The organism is Micromonospora nigra (genome assembly GCF_900091585.1).
In the GTDB taxonomy this organism is placed as follows: Bacteria; Actinomycetota; Actinomycetes; order Mycobacteriales; family Micromonosporaceae; genus Micromonospora; species Micromonospora nigra.
Genome location: NZ_FMHT01000003.1, coordinates 5,331,076 through 5,348,588, shown reverse-complemented (window position 1 = coordinate 5,348,588; position 17,513 = coordinate 5,331,076). Strand labels below are relative to the sequence as shown.

At 73.7% G+C, this 17,513-nt stretch carries 18 protein-coding genes and 1 pseudogene; 4 read left to right on the top strand and 15 right to left on the bottom strand.

The window, feature by feature from the left end; translation table 11 throughout:
- Positions 1–5: 5 nt before the first annotated feature.
- Positions 6–920, bottom strand: a pseudogene (locus GA0070616_RS23560) (aspartate carbamoyltransferase catalytic subunit); the annotation flags it as partial.
- Positions 917–1,501, bottom strand: coding sequence for a bifunctional pyr operon transcriptional regulator/uracil phosphoribosyltransferase PyrR (gene pyrR / locus GA0070616_RS23555; protein WP_091087408.1), 585 nt, complete (start codon positions 1,499–1,501; stop codon positions 917–919). The gene pyrR and the pseudogene GA0070616_RS23560, both read right to left, overlap by 4 nt.
- A 284-nt stretch (positions 1,502–1,785) precedes the next feature.
- Between pyrR and bldD the strand changes: the two genes are divergently transcribed.
- On the top strand, positions 1,786–2,274 hold the full coding sequence (gene bldD / locus GA0070616_RS23550; RefSeq protein ID WP_013285505.1) for a transcriptional regulator BldD: 489 nt from the start codon (positions 1,786–1,788) through the stop codon (positions 2,272–2,274).
- A gap of 93 nt (positions 2,275–2,367) precedes the next feature.
- On the opposite strand, the gene nusB is transcribed toward bldD, so the two are convergent.
- From nusB to aroB, 4 genes are all read right to left on the bottom strand, one after another.
- On the bottom strand, positions 2,368–2,778 hold the full coding sequence (gene nusB / locus GA0070616_RS23545) for a transcription antitermination factor NusB (protein WP_175440296.1): 411 nt from the start codon (positions 2,776–2,778) through the stop codon (positions 2,368–2,370).
- Positions 2,779–2,801: 23 nt separating this feature from the next.
- Complete coding sequence (gene efp, locus GA0070616_RS23540) at positions 2,802–3,359, bottom strand: elongation factor P (protein ID WP_091087400.1); 558 nt, start codon at positions 3,357–3,359, stop codon at positions 2,802–2,804.
- A gap of 267 nt (positions 3,360–3,626) precedes the next feature.
- Positions 3,627–4,067, bottom strand: coding sequence for a type II 3-dehydroquinate dehydratase (gene aroQ, locus GA0070616_RS23535; protein ID WP_091087396.1), 441 nt, complete (start codon positions 4,065–4,067; stop codon positions 3,627–3,629).
- On the bottom strand, positions 4,064–5,140 hold the full coding sequence (gene aroB, locus GA0070616_RS23530; protein ID WP_091087393.1) for a 3-dehydroquinate synthase: 1,077 nt from the start codon (positions 5,138–5,140) through the stop codon (positions 4,064–4,066). Before aroB ends, aroQ begins: the two co-directional genes overlap by 4 nt.
- A gap of 157 nt (positions 5,141–5,297) precedes the next feature.
- Between aroB and GA0070616_RS23525 the strand changes: the two genes are divergently transcribed.
- Positions 5,298–5,846: a DUF2243 domain-containing protein gene (locus GA0070616_RS23525; protein WP_091087390.1), complete on the top strand. Its 549-nt coding sequence runs from the start codon at positions 5,298–5,300 to the stop codon at positions 5,844–5,846.
- Positions 5,843–6,676 (top strand): cytochrome c oxidase assembly protein, encoded by an 834-nt coding sequence (locus tag GA0070616_RS23520; protein WP_245712865.1) that lies wholly within the window; start codon positions 5,843–5,845, stop codon positions 6,674–6,676. Before GA0070616_RS23525 ends, GA0070616_RS23520 begins: the two co-directional genes overlap by 4 nt.
- Here GA0070616_RS23520 and GA0070616_RS23515 read toward each other — a convergent pair.
- Positions 6,657–7,172, bottom strand: a complete 516-nt coding sequence (locus GA0070616_RS23515; RefSeq protein ID WP_091087387.1) for a shikimate kinase — start codon at positions 7,170–7,172, stop codon at positions 6,657–6,659. The genes GA0070616_RS23520 and GA0070616_RS23515 overlap by 20 nt on opposite strands.
- Positions 7,169–8,347, bottom strand: coding sequence for a chorismate synthase (aroC, locus tag GA0070616_RS23510; protein ID WP_091087383.1), 1,179 nt, complete (start codon positions 8,345–8,347; stop codon positions 7,169–7,171). The genes GA0070616_RS23515 and aroC overlap by 4 nt, the downstream gene beginning before the upstream one ends.
- Positions 8,348–8,537: 190 nt before the next feature.
- Here aroC and GA0070616_RS23505 point away from each other — a divergent pair, with 190 nt between their 5' ends.
- Entirely contained in the window at positions 8,538–9,872 is a 1,335-nt protein-coding gene (locus GA0070616_RS23505; protein WP_139128985.1) for a cation:proton antiporter, read from the top strand.
- Between the two features lie 120 nt (positions 9,873–9,992).
- On the opposite strand, the gene GA0070616_RS23500 is transcribed toward GA0070616_RS23505, so the two are convergent.
- The 7 genes from GA0070616_RS23500 to GA0070616_RS23470 form a co-directional block, all read right to left on the bottom strand.
- Entirely contained in the window at positions 9,993–10,913 is a 921-nt protein-coding gene (locus GA0070616_RS23500) for a glycosyltransferase family 2 protein (protein ID WP_091087379.1), read from the bottom strand.
- On the bottom strand, positions 10,910–11,578 hold the full coding sequence (locus tag GA0070616_RS23495; RefSeq protein ID WP_091087376.1) for a glycosyltransferase: 669 nt from the start codon (positions 11,576–11,578) through the stop codon (positions 10,910–10,912). The genes GA0070616_RS23500 and GA0070616_RS23495 overlap by 4 nt, the downstream gene beginning before the upstream one ends.
- Complete coding sequence (locus tag GA0070616_RS23490) at positions 11,575–12,057, bottom strand: glycosyltransferase family 28 protein (RefSeq protein WP_091087373.1); 483 nt, start codon at positions 12,055–12,057, stop codon at positions 11,575–11,577. The genes GA0070616_RS23495 and GA0070616_RS23490 overlap by 4 nt, the downstream gene beginning before the upstream one ends.
- A 211-nt stretch (positions 12,058–12,268) precedes the next feature.
- Positions 12,269–13,657, bottom strand: coding sequence for a hypothetical protein (locus tag GA0070616_RS23485; RefSeq protein WP_091087369.1), 1,389 nt, complete (start codon positions 13,655–13,657; stop codon positions 12,269–12,271).
- Positions 13,654–14,556: a sulfotransferase domain-containing protein gene (locus tag GA0070616_RS23480; RefSeq protein ID WP_091087365.1), complete on the bottom strand. Its 903-nt coding sequence runs from the start codon at positions 14,554–14,556 to the stop codon at positions 13,654–13,656. Before GA0070616_RS23480 ends, GA0070616_RS23485 begins: the two co-directional genes overlap by 4 nt.
- An 18-nt stretch (positions 14,557–14,574) precedes the next feature.
- Positions 14,575–16,176: a lipopolysaccharide biosynthesis protein gene (locus GA0070616_RS23475; RefSeq protein ID WP_425412968.1), complete on the bottom strand. Its 1,602-nt coding sequence runs from the start codon at positions 16,174–16,176 to the stop codon at positions 14,575–14,577.
- The gene (locus tag GA0070616_RS23470; RefSeq protein ID WP_091087361.1) at positions 16,173–17,510 is read right to left on the bottom strand and encodes an O-antigen ligase family protein; all 1,338 of its coding nucleotides are present in this window, start codon (positions 17,508–17,510) and stop codon (positions 16,173–16,175) included. Before GA0070616_RS23470 ends, GA0070616_RS23475 begins: the two co-directional genes overlap by 4 nt.
- Positions 17,511–17,513: the final 3 nt, after the last annotated feature.

Here is a 17,513-nt window from a genome sequence, read left to right as displayed (position 1 = left end):
GTTGTTCCCCCGAGCAGCAGGTAGAGGACGGCCATCCGCACGGAGACCCCGTTGGCGACCTGTTCGACGATGGTGGAGCGGGGTGAGTCGGCGACCTCGGGCGTGATCTCCATGCCCCGGTTCATCGGGCCGGGGTGCATGACGATCGCGTGCTCCGGCAGCCGGCGCATGCGCGGGCCGTCGAGGCCGTAGCGGCGGGCGTACTCGCGCGCCGAGGGGAAGTAGGAGTCGCTCATCCGCTCCCGCTGCACCCGCAGCATCATGACCACGTCCGAGGTGGGCAGCACCGCGTCGAGGTCGTAGGAGACGTCGGTGCCCGGCGCGAGGGCGGTGACGACGTCGAGCGGGATCAGGGTGGGCGGCCCGACCAGGGTCACCTTGGCGCCGAGGGTGGACAGCAGCAGCACGTTGGAGCGAGCCACCCGGGAGTGCAGCACGTCCCCGACCACCGCGACCGACAGGCCGGCGAGCCGGCCCAGCCGGGACCGCATCGTGTACGCGTCGAGCAGCGCCTGGGTGGGGTGTTCGTGGGTACCGTCACCGGCGTTGACCACCGAACCGTCGACCCAGGCGGCCAGCCGGTGCGGGGCACCCGAGGCGGGGTGCCGGACGACCACCGCGTCGGCACCCATCGCCTGGAGGGTCAGCGCCGTGTCCTTCAGGCTCTCCCCCTTGGTGACGCTGGAGCCCTTCGCCGAGAAGTTGATCACGTCGGCGGACAGCCGCTTCGCGGCGGCCTCGAAGGAGATCCGGGTGCGGGTGGAATCCTCGTAGAAGAGGTTGACCACGGTGCGCCCGCGCAGCGCGGGCAGCTTCTTGACCTCCCGGCCGGCGACGGTGGCCATCTCGGCGGCGGTGTCGAGGATCCGGGTGGCGGTGGCGGCGTCCAGGTCGGCGCCGGAGAGCAGGTGACGGATCATGAGGTGGCTCCCCCGTAGAGCTTGACCTCGTCGACGCCGTCGGTCTCGGCGAGGGTGACCTTCACGCTCTCGGCCAGCGCGGTCGGGATGTTCTTGCCGACGTAGTCGGCGCGGATGGGCAGCTGCCGGTGACCCCGGTCGACCAGGACGGCGAGTTGCACCGACGACGGCCGGCCGACGTCGTTCAGCGCGTCGAGGGCGGCGCGCACGGTGCGGCCGGAGAAGAGCACGTCGTCGACGAGGACGACCCGCCTGCCGTCGATGCCACCGGCGGGGACCTGGGTCGGGCCGACCGCGCGGGTGGCGTGCCGGCGCAGGTCGTCGCGGTAGAGCGTGATGTCGAGCACACCGACCGGTACGTCGATGCCCTCGAAGGCGCTGATCCGGGCGGCGAGGCGTCTGGCCAGGGGCGCGCCCCGGGTGGGGATGCCGAGCAGGACCGTGTCGGCGGCACCCTGGGTCTTCTCCAGGATCTGGTGGGCGATCCGGTCGACTACGCGGTGCACGTCGGCCTCGGTCAGGATCATCTTCACCGAGGGTTGTCGCGGCGACGATGTGGGGACAGCCGGTGGGCAGGCCACGGCGGACCTCCTTCCCCGCCTCACGGGACGGGTCGTTAAAGGACGTCGGATGCTCCGGGGCGGCCGCGGACGACCGGCGGAGGGCTTCATGCCACGTTACCAGTGGTGGCGGCGCGGTCCGACGTCGGCCGCTGATCCCACGGTCAGCCCGGCGAAACGGGACATCTCACTCCGCGCTGACCAACAGGAAGGTCACGACCACTTGACCAGGTGTCGCAATCCCCGTACCGTCACGCTCCGTAGCGATCGCTGGGAGAACCCCGAGCAGCACTGGGAGTGTCCGAATGCCCTCTGAATACGCGAAGTCTCTGGGCGCCCGCCTGCGCTCCATCCGCCAGCAGCAGGGCCTGTCCCTGCAGGGTGTGGAGGAGAAGTCGAACGGGCGCTGGAAGGCGGTGGTGGTCGGCTCGTACGAGCGCGGCGACCGGGCCGTCACCGTGTCCCGCCTGGCCGAGCTGGCCGACTTCTACCGGGTTCCCGTCTCAGAGCTGCTGCCCGACGGCAGTGGCGTGCGGCACGAGCCCACCAGCAAGATCGTGCTGGACCTGGAGCGCCTGTACGACGAGGCCAGCGAGGACCTCGCCTACGTCGCCCGGTACGCCCGCGCCATCCAGCAGCAGCGCGGCGACTACAACGGCCGGGTGCTGTCGATCCGTGCCGACGACCTGCGCGCCCTGGCGATCGTCTACGACGCCTCGCCGTCCGGCCTGATCGAGCGGCTGACCGAGCACGGCGTGCTCGTGGCCGACCCCCGGGCGTTCTTCGCCTCCTGAACACCGACGACGCGAAGGGCCCGTGCCGGACGGCACGGGCCCTTCGCGTCGCTGGTCGGTCGGCAGCCGGCGCGGCCGACAGCCGGCGCTGCCTCAGCGGGTGGCGTACTCGGCGATGCGGCCGAGGATGCCGTTGAGGAACCGTGGCGAGTCGTCGGTCGACATCTGCCGGGCCAACTCCACGGCCTCGCTGATCGCCACCGCGTCGTCGATCTCGTCGACGTAGAGCAACTCGTACACGGCGATCCGGGCGAGGTTGCGGTCGACGACCGGCATCCGGTCCAGCGTCCAGCCCTCGGCGTAGCTGGCGATCAGCTCGTCGATCCGGTCGAGGTGGCCGGCGACGCCCTCGACCAGGCTCACCGCGTAGTCCAGGTGGTCGGGATGGGGCCTGGAGATGCGCCCGAGGTAGCCGGCGAGCACCTCGACCGGCGGGTGGTCCCGCAGGTCGGCCTCGAAGAGCACGTCCAGCGCCCGCTTGCGCGCCTTGCGACGCGCCGGCATCTGCTGCTTGGGCCCCTCGGCCATCAGGCGCGGCCGAGGTAACGGCCGTCGCGCGTGTCGACCTTGATCTTCTCGCCGGTGGTGATGAACAGCGGCACCTGCACGGTCGCGCCGGTCTCGACGGTCGCCGGCTTGTTGCCACCGGTCGAGCGGTCGCCCTGCAGGCCCGGCTCGGTGTAGGTGATCTCCAGCACCACGGAGGTCGGCAGCTCGATGTAGAGCGGAACACCCTCGTGGGTGGCGACGGTGGCCTCGGCCTCGGGCAGCAGGTAGTTGGCCGCCTCGCCGACCGTCCCGTCGGGGACGGTGATCTGGTCGAACGTCTCCAGGTCCATGAAGACGTAGTCCTCGCCGTCGGCGTAGAGGTACTGCATCGTGCGCTTGTCCACGGTCGCGGTCTCGACCTTGGTGCCCGCGTTGAAGGTCTTGTCGACCACCTTGCCGGACAGCACGTTCTTCAGCGTGGTACGCACGAACGCACCACCCTTACCAGGCTTGACGTGCTGGAACTCGACGACGGCCCACAGCTCTCCGTCGAGGTTGAGTACCAGGCCGTTCTTCAGGTCGTTGGTGGTGGCCATTTCCTGCCTTGATCATCAATTGGCGGACAGACCTGGCAAGTCTACTAGCCACCGCGCGGCACACCGTAGCCACCGCACGCCGCACCGTCCGCCGCCCCCGCCGGGCCGGTCGGGCAGCCTCCCGAGCACACCGGACCGCCCCCGGTGCAGCCGCGCGGCGGGCGAGCAGAGGTGGACCGACGGCAAGAAGTCGATCACACACGGTAACCATCACGAGGGGGTGGCCGTCGGCGCGGAAGCCACCGAGCGCCCGGCCCGGCCGCGACCTCAGGCCGACTGGTCCCGAATGGCGGCGAGGTGATGCAGCGCCAGGCGGTAGCCGTCGGGGCCGAGGCCGCAGATCACGCCGGTCGCCACGGCGGAGACCACCGAGTGCCGCCGGAACTCCTCGCGGGCGTGGATGTTGGAGATGTGCACCTCCACCAGCGGGCCGCGCAGCAACGCGCAGGCGTCCCGCACCGCGATCGAGTAGTGCGACCAGGCCGCCGGGTTCAGCACCACGGCGGCGGCCTCGTCGGCGGCGGAGTGCAGCCAACCGATCAGGTCGTGCTCGGCGTCGGTCTGCCGCACGACGACGTCGAGGCCGAGTTCACGCCCGGTCCTCTCGCAGAGGGCCACCAGGTCGGCGTAGCTGGTCGTGCCGTACACGTCGACCTGCCGGGTGCCGAGCCGGCCCAGGTTCGGCCCGTTGAGCACGTACACCCTCATCCGGTCACCTCCCGGTAGGCGGCGTGCAGCAGCTCGTCGTCGGGGCCCTCCAGGATCGCCGGACGGGCCGGCCCGTCGAGCACCACGAAGCGCAGCCGGTCACCCCGGGTCTTCTTGTCGACCCGCATCGTGGCCAGCAGTTGCGGCCAGGCGTCGGCCCGGTAGCCGGTGGGCAGGCCGAGCGCGGTCAGCACCGTGCGGTGCCGCTGCGCGGTCGCCTCGTCCAGCCGCCCGGCGAGCCGGGCGAGCGTGCCCGCGTACACCAGGCCGACGGCGACGGCGTCGCCGTGCCGCCAGCGGTAACCCTCGACCTTCTCGATCGCGTGGGCCAGGGTGTGCCCGTAGTTGAGCATCTCCCGCTCCCCCGACTCCCGCAGGTCACCGGCGACGACGTCGGCCTTCACCCGCACCGCCCGCTCGATCAGCTCACGGGCGACCGGGTCGGTGGGGTCGGTGGCCGCCGTCGGCGCCCGCTCGACCAGGTCGAGGATGACCGGGTCGGCGATGAACCCGCACTTGACGACCTCGGCCATCCCGGCGGCCAGGTCGGCCCGGGGCAGGCTGTCCAGCGTCGACAGGTCGGCCAGCACACCGACCGGCGGGTGGAAGGCCCCGACCAGGTTCTTGCCGACGGCGGTGTTGATGCCCGTCTTGCCGCCGACCGCGGCGTCGACCATGCCCAGCAGCGAGGTGGCCACCGGCACCCAGCGCACCCCGCGCAACCAGCAGGCCGCGACGAAGCCGGCCAGGTCGGTGACCGCGCCGCCGCCCACACCGACCACCGCGTCGGTACGCGTGAAGCCCGCCTCCCCGAGTCGGTCCCAGCAGCGGGCCGCCACGTCGGCGTGCTTTCCGCCCTCGGCGTCCGGCACCTCGACCGGCAGCGGCGTCATGCCACCCGCACGCAGCCGCTCGGCCACGGCACCGGCCAGCGCCGCCAGCGGGGGCGCGTGCAGCACCGCCACCCGCGCCGCGCCGGGCAGCAGCCCGGGCAGGTTGCCCAGCAGGTCGCGTCCCACCAGCACGTCGTACGGCCGCTCACCGCCGACCGGGATCCGGGTCGTCTCGTCCATCGCCGGCAGCCTAGTCCAGCAACCGCACCCGACCCGGTCCACCCACTCCGCGTGACCACTCGGTGGAACGCGCGGTTTAACCCTCGACAGCCCGGGCACGAGAACTCCGCCCGACCGACGGGATCGTGCGCAGCTGACGGGATCTGGAGGTCCGCCCATGGCGGAAGGAACCATCGACGGCGCGGACATCCGGCTGCCCGCCACCATCCTCGGCGTCGGCCTCGGCGGATTCGTCGACGGGATCGTGCTGCACCAGGTGTTGCAGTGGCACCACCTGCTCAGCAGCACCGACAGCGACAACATCGGAGTCCGTGACTACCCGGTCGACACCGTCGCGGGGCTGGAGATGAACACGCTCTGGGACGGCATCTTCCACGTGGTCACCTGGGTGGCGGTGCTGACCGGGCTGGCCCTGCTCTACTCCCGGGTGACCCGGTCCCGGGGCCGGCTCTGGCGCTCGCCGATGCTGTGGGGCTGGGCGTTGATCGGCTGGGGGCTGTTCAACCTGGTGGAGGGCGTCGTCGACCACCACGTCCTGGCCATCCACCACGTCCGTGCCGGGCCCGACCAGCTCTGGTGGGACCTCGGCTTCCTCGCCCTCGGCGTGGTGTTCATCGTCGTGGGTTGGCTCGTGCAGCGCCGGGCCCGCGCCGTGGACCTCTGCGCGGCCGACGAGCAGGCAACCACGCCGACCACGGACCGGTGAACACCGCGCTGGTCGCCGGGCACCACGCCGGTCACGCGACCGTCGGGCCGGCGCTGCTCGTGCCCCTGGCGGCCTGCTGGGTCTACCTGGCCGCCGCGCTGCGCCAACGCGGCCGGGACGGAGCCGGTTGGAGCCACTGGCGAACGGCGGCCTTCGCCGCCGGGTGTGCCCTGCTCGCCACGGCGCTGATCCTGCCGGCCGACGACTTCGTCGGGCACATGTGGCAGCATCTCCTGCTCGGCATGCTGGCCCCCCTCGGGCTGGTCCTCGGTGCACCCGGCACGCTGGCCCTACGCACGGTCGACCGGCGGGCCGGGCGGGCGGCGGTCCACGTGCTGCGGCACCCGGCCCTGCGGCCGCTCACCCATCCGGTCACCGGGCTGCTGCTCACCGCCGGCGGGCTCTGGTTGCTCCACCTCACCCCGCTGTACCGGGCCACCCTAGTCGACCCGCTGCTCCACGACCTGGTCCACCTGCACTTCCTGGTCAGCGGATGCCTCTTCACCTGGTCGATGGCCGGCCCGGATCCCGGCCCGCACCGCCCCCGGGTGCCGGTGCGGCTGGTGGTGCTCGGGGCGGCGGTGGTCGCCCACGCGTCCCTCGCCCAACTGCTGTACGCGGGCCTGCTGGTCGACGTCCCCGCCCCGCCGGAGCAGCTGCGTGCCGGGGCCACGGTGATGTACTACGGCGGCGACCTGGCCGAGATCCTGCTCGCCCTCGCCCTCCTGGCCGGCTGGCGCCCGGGGCCCCGACGGCCGGCGGCAACGCGCACCGCCGGGCACCGGCCGCGGCCCGGCCACCGGGCCGACCTCAGTGGCCGAGCAGGGTGACGACCTCGGCGGCGACCTCCTCCGTCGTCCGCCCGTCGGTCACGACAGTGGCCGTGGCCACTTCCGCGTACAACGGGCGACGCTGGTCCAGCAGGTGTTTCAGCGTGGCGCGCGGATTGATCGCCAGCAGCGGCCGGCCGGCCCCCAGGCCGATCCGCTTCACCGCGTCGGGCAACTCGACGGACAGGTGCACCACCCGGTGCCCGATCAGCACGGCGCGGTTGTCCTCGGCGAGCACCGCGCCGCCGCCGAGGGCGAGCACCCCCGGGCAGGAGGCCAGCGCCGCCGCCACGGCCGCCCGTTCGAGCGTACGGAAGTGTTCCTCGCCCTCGTCGACGAAGATCTCCGGGATCGGCTTGCCGGCGAGACGCTCGATGTCGGCGTCGGTGTCGCGGAACTCGACGCCGAGCGTGGCGGCGACGGCCTGCCCGACGGTGGTCTTGCCCGAGCCGGGTGCGCCGACCAGCACACAGACCGGGCGGGTCGGTGCGGTCACCGGATCACCAGGGCGTCGAGGTAACCGGCGAGGTTGCGCCGGATCTCGGCGACCGAGTCGCCGCCGAACTTCTCGGTGGCCGCCTCGGCCAGCACCAGCGCCACCATCGCCTCGGCGACGACGGCTGCGGCGGGCACCGCACACACGTCGGAGCGCTGGTTGATCGCGGTGGCCGGCTCTCCGGTGGTCACGTCCACGGTCGACAGGGCCCGGTTCAGCGACGAGATCGGCTTCATGGCGGCCTTCACCCGCAGCGGCTCACCGGTGGTGATGCCGCCCTCCAGCCCACCGGCCCGGTCGGTGATCCGCCGGACGCCGGTGGCGGTGGGCACGATCTCGTCGTGCGCCTCCGAACCACGGGAGCGGGCCTGCTGCCAGCCGTCGCCGATCTCCACCCCCTTGATCGCCTGGATCGACATCAGCGCGGTCGCCAACCGGGCGTCGAGCTTGCGGTCCCACTGCACGTGGCTGCCCAGGCCCGGCGGCACCCCGTACGCCAGCACCTCGACCACGCCGCCGAGGGTGTCGGCGGCCTTCTTCGCGGCGTCGACCTCCGCGACCATCCGGGCGCTGGCCTCGGGGTCGAGGCAGCGCAGCGGGTCGGCGTCGATGCGCTCGGCGTCGCCCGGCACGGGTCGCAGCCCCGGCTTCGCGGCCACCGGCCCCAGCTCGACGACGTGCGAGACGATCTCGATGCCCAGCGCCTGCTTCACCAGCGCCTTGGCGACGGTGCCGACGGCCACCCGGGCCGCGGTCTCCCGGGCGCTGGCCCGTTCCAGGATCGGCCGGGCGTCGGTGTGGCCGTACTTCTGCATGCCGGCCAGGTCGGCGTGGCCGGGCCGGGGGCGGGTCAGCGGGGCGTTGCGCGCCTGCCCGGCCAGCTCGTCGGCGTCGACCGGGTCGGCGGCCATCACGGTCTGCCACTTCGGCCACTCCGAGTTGCCCACCCGGATCGCGACCGGGCTGCCCAGGGTCACCCCGTGCCGAAGGCCGCCGATGAACTCGACCTCGTCCTGCTCGAAGGCCATCCGGGCGCCCCGGCCGTAGCCGAGGCGACGGCGGGCCAGCTCCCCGGCGATGTCGGCGGAGGTCACCTCCACCCCGGCGGGAACCCCCTCCAACAGGGCAACGAGGGCGGGACCGTGCGATTCACCTGCAGTCAGCCAGCGCAACACAGCGCTCAGTCTGTCACGTCCGGTGGCCGCCACCGCGCGGTGCCCGCGCCGTCCCGCCCTGCGGACGCGGAGCCGGTCGGCGCAGCAGCGTCGACAGGCGATCGGGCGGTGGCGGCCGTACGATCAGGCGCGGCGCACTGGCGGGATCGCCGGGCAGCCGGGCCGGTGATCACGAAGTCCGGGAGTCGGAGTGTTGCTCTTCGCGTTTGCGGCGGTGCTGCTGGTCGCCGTGCTGCTGTCCAGCCTCGCCCACCGGACGGTCCTGTCGACAGCGGTGGTGTTCCTGGCGGCCGGCTTCGTGCTCGGCCCGGAGACCACCGGCGTGCTGGACGTCACCGCCGACGCCCCCATCGTGGCGACACTTGCCGAGTTGGCCCTGTTCACCGTGTTGTTCACCGACGGGATGCGGGTCGGGTGGTCGGACCTGCGCACGGCCTGGCGGCTACCCGGTCGGGCGCTCGGCTGGGGGCTCCCGCTGACCCTGCTGATCACCGCGGGGCTGGGTCACTTCGTGGCGGGTCTGGACTGGCCGGAGGCCTTTCTACTGGGCGCGATCCTCGCCCCCACCGACCCGGTCTTCGCCGCCGCACTGGTAGGCAACGAGCGGGTGCCCGCCCGGTTGCGGCACCTGCTCAACGTCGAGTCCGGCATCAACGACGGTCTGGCCCTGCCGTTCGTCATCCTGTTCCTCGCGGTCGCCGCCGGCTCGGACGACCTGCACCTCGACGAGCTCGGGACGGAGCTGCTGCTCGGAGTCGTCATCGGGGTGGCGGTCCCCTGGCTGGCGCTGCGGCTGGAACGGAGCCGCTTCTTCTCCGCCTCCACCCAGTACGAGCCCTTGAACGGGGTCGCGATCGGGCTGCTCGTCCTCGCGCTGGGCCAGGTGACCCACGCCAACCTGTTCCTGGCCGCGTTCGCCGCGGGCGTCACGGTGGCGACCTTCGGCGAGCGGCAGCGGGAGAGCTTCGCGCACTTCGGCGAGGTGCTGGCGGAGCTGTTCAAGCTGGCGGCGCTGCTGGTCTTCGGCGCACTGATCTCGGTCGAGTTCCTCGGGGAGATCTCCTGGCCCGGCTGGGTCTTCGCCGTGCTGGCCATCGTGCTGGCGCGGCCGGCCGCGCTCGCGGTGTCCTTCCTCGGCTCCCGGCTGAGCCGCACCGAGCAGTTCGCCGCCATGTGGTTCGGGCCGAAGGGATTCGCCTCGGTCGTCTACGGACTGCTCGTGCTCCAAGCCGGCATCCCCGCTGCGGATGCCATCTTCCACCTGGTGGCGTTGACGATCGTGCTGTCGATTCTCGCGCACTCCTCCACCGACATCGCGATCGCGCGGATCTTCGACCCCGTCACCACGCCGGCCTGGTACGAGCGGCTGCGACAGGCGTCCGCCGAACGGCGCGAGCGACGCATGACCGGACCGGACGGGACCGAACCGGACGGGACCGAACCGGACGGGACCGGACCGGGCGAAACCGGACCGGGCGAAACCGGACCGGGCGAAACCGGACCGGACGGGACCGTGCGGGAGTGATCCCCGGGGCAGCCCCGCCGACCGGGGTCGTTCCGGTCGGCGGGGCGGACAGTCCACGCTGGCCCCGGCCGGGGTGTGCCGGCCGGCGGCCAGCCGCGGCGTCGCAGTCGTGCGCCGCCGTCAGATGCCGCGGCCCCGCTTGTGCAGGGTGCGCAGCACCGCGTCGGCCCGGACGACCCGCCCGGCGACCGCCAGTGCCAGGTACGCGCGGGGTTCGCGGGGATTGCGCCGGATGGTGCGCCGCGCCCACCGCACCGCGCCCCGGCGGTCCCCCGAGGCGGCTCGGGCGAACGCGATCTGGCCGGCGACCCGGGCCTCCCCCGCCGGCTGGGTGACGAACTCCGGATAGCGCTCCAACAACCACTGCAACGCCTCGGAGATGGTGTCCCACCGCTGCGCGAAGTACGACCGCTTGTGCCACCGCACCAGCACGTACGGGGTGGCCAGGTTGACCAGTGGGGCGCTGCGGGCGGCCCGCAGGAGGAACTCGTAGTCCTCCGCGTAGCTGCCGGGAATCTCCTCGTCGACCAGCCCGAAGCCGTCCCGCAGCGCGGCGGCCCGGATCAGGAACGTCGACGGGTGCAGCTCGGTCATCCGGTCGCGCAGCAGGTCGGCCAGGCTGATCGAGGCGCGCGTCAGCACCCGCTCGACGGTGTGCCCGTCGTAGCTGACCCGGATGCCGCAGCTGACGAACTGCGCACCGGGGGCGGCGGCGAGCGCTCCGGCCTGGGCGCGCAGCTTGCCGGGCAGCCACTCGTCGTCGTCGTCGCAGAAGGCCACCAGTTCACCCGTCGCCGCCAGGACCCCCGAGTTGCGGGCCCCGGCCAGGCCGGGGGTGCGGGTGTTGCGCACGACCCGCACCGGCCGTCCCGGCGCGGACAGCTCCGCGACGGAGTCGTCCGGCTCGGACTGGTCGTACACGACGACCACCTCGACCTCGCCCGGATAGTCCTGGCCGACGATCGCCCGGACCGCCGCCCGCAGCAGTTCGGGGCGGTCCCGGGTGGGCACCACGGCGCTCACGCTGGGGAAGGTCGTCATCGGCTGTGCTCTCCGTTCCGGCCGGCCCGCGCCCGCCACCAGGGTCGACGGCGCCGCGACTCGGCGGCGGCCACCAGTTCCTCCACGATCGTGCCCACCCGGCGCACCGCCGCGTGCCGGCCCGCCTCGGTGGCGGCGTCGACGGTCACGTCGAACCGGGCCGGGTCGGCCAGCGCGGTGGCGAGGGTGTCCAGCAGCGCCTGCCTGGTCTCGCAGAGCGCCACCATGCCGGCCTCGCCGAGACGGCGGGCGAACAACTGCTGGTGGTCGTCGACATGCTCGCCGTGCGCCGGGTCGCGCGGGACCACGATGGGCAGGCGGCCGTGCCGGCGGGCCTCCAGGATGGTGGCCGGGCCGCCGTGGCAGACCACCAGATCGGCACCCGCCATCGCCGACTGGAGTTCGTCGTGGCCGAGGAAGGGCACCGCACCGGGCAGGCCGGGGGCCGGGGTGTGGCCGTGCTGCACGGTGAGCGCCACCCGGTCGGCGACCGTCGGATGCCAGCCGCCGAGCCAGTCGACGAGTCGGACGAAGGGGTGCTTGTCGGTGCCGACGGCGACCAGGACGCTGGTGCGGGTCACTCCGTCGGGGCCCCGCTGGGCCGGCAGGCGCGGCGGCTGCCCGGCGGCGTGGGCCTCGCGCCGGGTCGTGGCCTCGCCGTTCACAGCAGCGTCCCCACGACGGTCGCCTCCGGGTACTGGCGACGCTGTTCCTCCCACTGCACGAGCATCGCGGACAGGAACGGCCGGCAGAGTCGGGCGGTCAGCGTGGGAGTGTCGATGCGGTCGTAGACCTCGATGTAGACGGTCGGGACGCCGCGCAGCCGGGCCAGCACGACGAAGGGCACCGCGACTCCCGCGCCGGTGGTGACCACCGCGGCGATCCGGCGCCGGCGCAGCACCCGCCAGGCCAGCACCGCGTTGCGCAGCAGGTTCGGCACGTTTCGGGTGGTCGGGTGGTGTGCCGGAACCAGTTCCTCGCCGGCCAGCAGCGACACCGCCTCCGGGGTGTCGAAGGTGACCCAGCAGCGCGGATGCCTCTCGTACCAGGGCCGCAGCGCCAGCAGTTGGGCCAGGTGCCCACCACTGGACCCGACCAGCAGCAGGACCGGACGGTCCCCGGGTTGCTCGTTGTTCACGTCCACGCGACTCCCCACGTTCGCTTGGCCTTCAGGTCGGTGCCACGCAGCAGCAGACCACACGTTCCCCGGCCGGTGGACACTGGTGACCGGCCGGCGGGTCGAGCTCCGTTCGTGGCGGGTAGGTGCGCCGCGCGGCCGCCATCCATCGACGCCCGTCACGACCAGCAGATCTGTCGTCACTCTCCGGCAGCGGGTCGCCCCGCGCCGGGATGCCTCACCCGTTATGTCGTTTCTCGACGACGTCCAACAGGGCGGGATGCAGGGCGGGATTCCAGCCGGCACCCGCGGCGGCCAGCCGCCACGTCCGCAGCCACATCTCGACCAGGTACGCGTCGACCACCAGTCGGCACGCGGCCTCGTCGAGCCCCAGCCGGCCACCGAGCCGGGCGAGTTGGGCGTCCGCCGCCCCCGCCGCCGTGGCGGCCGGTTCGCCGCGCAGCACCAGGGACCGCTGGAACGCGTCGTGCGCCAGGTCGAAGCCCACCGGCACGTCCGGCCCGCTGTGTTCCCAGTCCCAGGCGACCAGCCGGCCCGCGTGCCGGCCGAGGTTCCACGGCACCCAGTCGCCGTGCCAGTGTCCGAACTCCACGGCCGTTGCGCCGTGCCGTCGCGCCAACGCTGCCACGGCGGCGACCACCCGGGCCCCGGCGGCGCCGGCTCCGTCATCGCGCTGCGCCCCGGCGGAGTCGGCGGCGCCACCGTCCTGCCTTCCGGCGGAGTCGGCCCCGCCATCCTGCTGCCTTCCGGCGGAGTCGGCCCCGCCACCCTGCTGCGCCCTCGCGGGATCGGCGGCGCGCTGCGCCTCGGCGGCCAGCCGGGCCAGGAACGGCGACCCGGCGAGCGGCCGGGCCGGCGCCGGCGGCCGGCCCCGGCGGGCCACCGCGAGCAGCGCCCCGGTGTCGGGCGGTTCGGTGACCGGCACTCCGCGCACCGTCGGCGGCAGCGGCTCCACCACCGCCACCGCCCGGTCCCGCTCCACGACCTCCGCGAGCAGCCGGGGCGCGACGGGATGGTCGGCCACCCCGGACACCCCGGGCAGCTCGCGCAGCGCCGCGGCCTCGGCGGTCACCAGGGCGCGGGTGGCGTCGTTCCAGCCGATCTTGGCGTAGCCGCGCGGGCGGCCGGTCGCGTCGAACAGTTGCAGGGTCGGCTTGTGGTTCGGGTCCGGCGGGCGCACCCCGCAGGCGGCGTGCAGCGGCCCGGCGGCGAGCCGCGCCGCGAGCCGGCCCGCCAGCAGGGCGTCGGCGGCCGGCACCCCGGCGGGCAGCGACACCGTCAGGGTCGGAAACGGCGCCAGGTCGACCAGGCCGACCCGGGCCGCCCCGCCGAGCACCGCCCGCATCGCGCGCACCTTCGCCGGGCGCAGCGCGTTGTACGCCAGCAGGGCCGCCGCGGTGACCCGGGGTGCGCCGAGCGGCAGCAGGAACCGTGCCCGGTCCAGCGACGGGACCACCGCGTACCGGGCCACGGCGGTGTGGCCGGCCGGCGGGGGCCCGCCCACCGTCAACGTGATCCGCTCGTCGCCGAAGACCGCCCGCGTCACCCAGCCCAGCCCGTCGGCCCGCGACCGGGGATCGGTCGACGTGGTGGCTGCCGCCGTCACGCCGCCCGGTCCGGCCAGTCGAGGTCCATGCCCAGCCGCTGCCGCAGCGCGTCGTTGTAGGGCCGGTAGTACCCGGTCAGCTCGGCGCGCAACTGGGGCTCCAGCGGCGCGGAGCGCCGGTCGTTGTAGACCTTGAAGTCGGGCAGGTCGTGCGGGGGCAGGCCGAGGAAGTCCAGGGTGCGCTGGTAGGTGGCCCGCGCGTCGCGGTACAGCTCCTCGCTGGGCAGGAACAGGATCTGGGACCGGTCGAAACGCTCCAGCCACGGCTCCAGGTGCTCCAGGTAACGCCCCCGGGCCCGGTAGGTGTACCAGTCGTACGCCTCGCTGAAGTACTCCGGCTCGGCGATCAACCGCTCCCGTTCGCCGGCCGTACGCTCCGGCTCGGCGGCCAGGGCGGCAGCGAAGTCCAGCGGCTCGACCCCGTTGGTGCGCCGCTCCTTCCAGTGCGAGTACGCCCTCTCGACCGGGTCGCGCAGCAGCACGATCAGCTTCACCGAGGGCATCAGCGCCGAGACCCGCTGTGCCGCCAACGGGTGGAACATGTACAACGGGGCCGCCTCGCCGACCCGCGTCGCGCCGCCGTGCCGGCTCTCCAGCGCCGCCCGCTGGCGCTGCGTCGGGAAGTGCGAGCGGTACCACGCCTCGCCCCGCCCCCAGTTCTCCTCGAAGTAGTGGGAGGCCTTGGTGTTCCAGGCCGGGAACAGGCGCGGCACCAGCGGATGCTGGATCAGGTAGTTCCACAGCGACGTGGTGCCGCCCCGCTTGGTGCCGATGATGAGGAAGTCCGGCACCGGCCGGCGGTCGCTGGTGCGCACCCCGTAGTCGACGAGGCTCTCCTTCACCCGGTTGGTCACCTGGGTCGGTACGAGCTGCTTCACCCGGTCCCGGATGGACGGCACGACGACCTCACCTGCCCTTCATCGACTGTCGTGGGCCCGGTCGGCGGCTAGGCCACCGGGGCCGCGCCCACGGATCTGCATCATGGTCACCCGGATGCCGCGCCGCACCCGGGCCAACGTCAACAAGCCGACGCAGCCGGCGGCGAGCACGCCCAGCGCCACCGCCAGGCCGGCGATGCCCCGGCCGGAGGCCAGCAGCCCGGCCGTGGCCGCCGTGCCCACCCCGGCGACGGTGGCCGCGGCGGCCCGCGCCAGCGCCGCGTCGAGCAACGGCTGGCCCACCACGACCCGGGCACAGCCGAACGCGGTGAGGTTCTCGGTGGCGATGCCGGCCGCCCAGGCCAGCGCCGCGCCGGTCGCGCCGTGGGCGGGAATCAGCCACAGCCCGAGGGACACGGTGACCAGCAGCCCGGCCGACGCCCCGGCCAGGTGCAGCCCGCTGCGCCCACCCATCAGCAGCAGGCTCTGCACGTTACCGACCCCGGTGTTGACGAGCATCGCCAGCGCCAGCACCGTCATCGCGCCCGCCCCGGCGGAGAACTCCGGGCCGAACAGCTCCAGGAACGCCGGCCCGAACACCGCCAGCAGCAGGTAGACCGGCCACGACAGCACCAGCCCCCAGGTGGTGAGCTGCCGGTGCACCGCCGCCGCGGCGGCCCGCTCACCCCGGCCGAGCAGGCGGGACAGCTGCGGCGACACCGCCACCCGAAGCCCCTGCATGGCTAGCTGGCCGGCGAGGATGTAGCGGCCCACCGCACCGAACACGCCGGCGTCGTCGGGGCCGGCGAGCGCCGAGGTGAGCAGCACCCCCACCCACATGCTGCCGGCGTCGATGGCCGCCGAGGCGGCGCGGGGCAGAGCGAACCGCCAGAACGCCGGCCAGTCGGCCCGTTCCGGCCGCAGCCGGGCCCCCGCGCCGAGGCCCAGCGGCCCGGCGACCAGGCCGAGGCAGACCAGCAGCGCGACGGCGGCCGGCACCAGCCAGCCGGTCATGCCGGTCAGCAAGCCCGCGCCGGTGAGCACCGCCGCGCCGACCAGCAACGGCCGGGCCACCGGCAGCAGGAAGAACTGCACCGCCACGTACGCCCGGATGGGCCGCACGCAGCGCAGCGCCGCCAGCAGCAGGTTCATCGCGACCACCGCCGGCACGGCGGCGAAGGTGACCGCGAGCAGCGGCCCGCCGGCCGTTCCCGCCCCACCCAGCAGGTCCGGCGCGACGGAGTCCGCGACGAGCGCACCGGTCACGGCCACCGCCACCGCCGCGAGCAGCGGCGGCAGCAGGGCGACCGGCAGGATGCGGGCGGCGTCGCCGTCCGCGCCGGAGCGGCGTCTCGGCAGCGCCCACATCAGTCCGGTCTCCGCGCCCAGGGTGCAGACCGCCGCGGCGACGGTGACCACCCCGATCGCGGCGAAGAAGGCACCCGATCCGGCTGCGCCGTAGCCACGGGTGATGACGACGGCCAGGACGAACCCGAACAGGCCGCTGGTGGCCGCGCCGACCAGCCCGGCGACGCCGCTGCGGGCGCTGCGCCGGGTCTCGGCCGCGCCGTCGTCGGGCGGGCCCACGGGCGGCGCGGTGGGCGGGCCGTCCCCGGCCGGCGGGCGGGTGGCGGCGGTCACGCTGGCACCGCCGTCCTCGGCCGGGCGGTGGCCCGCAGCCGGGTCTCGCGTTCGGTGAGCGCCATGGCGAAGCAGACCGCGAAGAACGCGACCGCGAGGTTCTGGTTTGCCATCCCGTAGAACGGGATCTGCACCAGGCAGATCACCGGCACCACCGACAGCCACTGACCGGCGGCCGAGGTCGCCCGGGCACAGACGAACGCGGCGGCGACGAACCAGCCGAGGAAGCACAGCAGAGCGGGTACGCCGTGACTGAACAGCACCATCCACAGCTGCCCCTGCGTGCCGATGGGTGCCTGGGCGGTGACGGTGTCGACGTTGACCGGCGCCCCGTAGCCGAGCCAGGGCGAATCCTGCACGCGACGCAGCACCTCCGCGTAGAGGGAGAGCCGGTCGGTGTTCGTGTCGCTGGACTCGACCCGGTTGCCGATCAGCTCGGTGATCGGGATGAACAGGGTGGCCAGACCGCCGAGCACCACCACCCCGACGATGGACGCGGCGACCCGCACGTTGCCGCGCAGTGCCGCCCGCACGCCGAGCACCGCCAGCCCCGCGCCGAGGCTGAGGAACATCGCCCGGTTGAGGGTGAGGAACGCCGGAGGCAACGACAGCGGCAGCGACACCAGCAGCGCCAGGCGCAGCGGACCGCTGCGGCGCAGCATGGTGAAGGCCACCACGCAGGGCAGAGTCATCGCGTACGCGCTGCCGTAGTTGTTCGTGTACGCGAACGGCGCGGCCGGGCGGTAGATCGGGTTCAGCGAGCGTTCGCTGTACTCGGCGGTGGTGAGGTGGACCATGTCCCGGATGAACGGGGTGTTGGCCACCCCGCCGGGCAGCAGCACCTCCACCGGGGTGGTCAACGCGAAGCGGGGAACCAGCACGCCCAGCCAACCCAGCACGACCAGTCCGAGCCAGAAGGCGCACAGCGGCAGCAGCACCGTGACCTGGTCGGGGCGCTCCCGGGCCACCGTCCAGACGTAGACACCGACCACGATCGCGGTCAGGTAGAACGCCAGCCGCAGCGCGAAGGTGAGCAGCGAGGCCGCGGACCCCAACTGGGTGGCGCTGACCATCACGACCGCCAGGAACAGCAGCCAGATCCCCGCGGCCGGCGGCAGCGGCACCCGGCCCCGGACGACCAGCAGCGCGAACAGCAACGCGCCGAGCAGCGGCCAGCCCAGGTAGAACGCCCCGGCCAGCCACCACAGCGGCACCAGCCCGAACATCAGGACCAGCGGCCACAACGGCAGGCGGGGCGGGGGCGGGGGTGCGGGCGGGGCGGGCGGTGCGGGACCGGCCGGTTCGGTGGTGGCCGGCGCGCGGGTCGCGGGCACCGA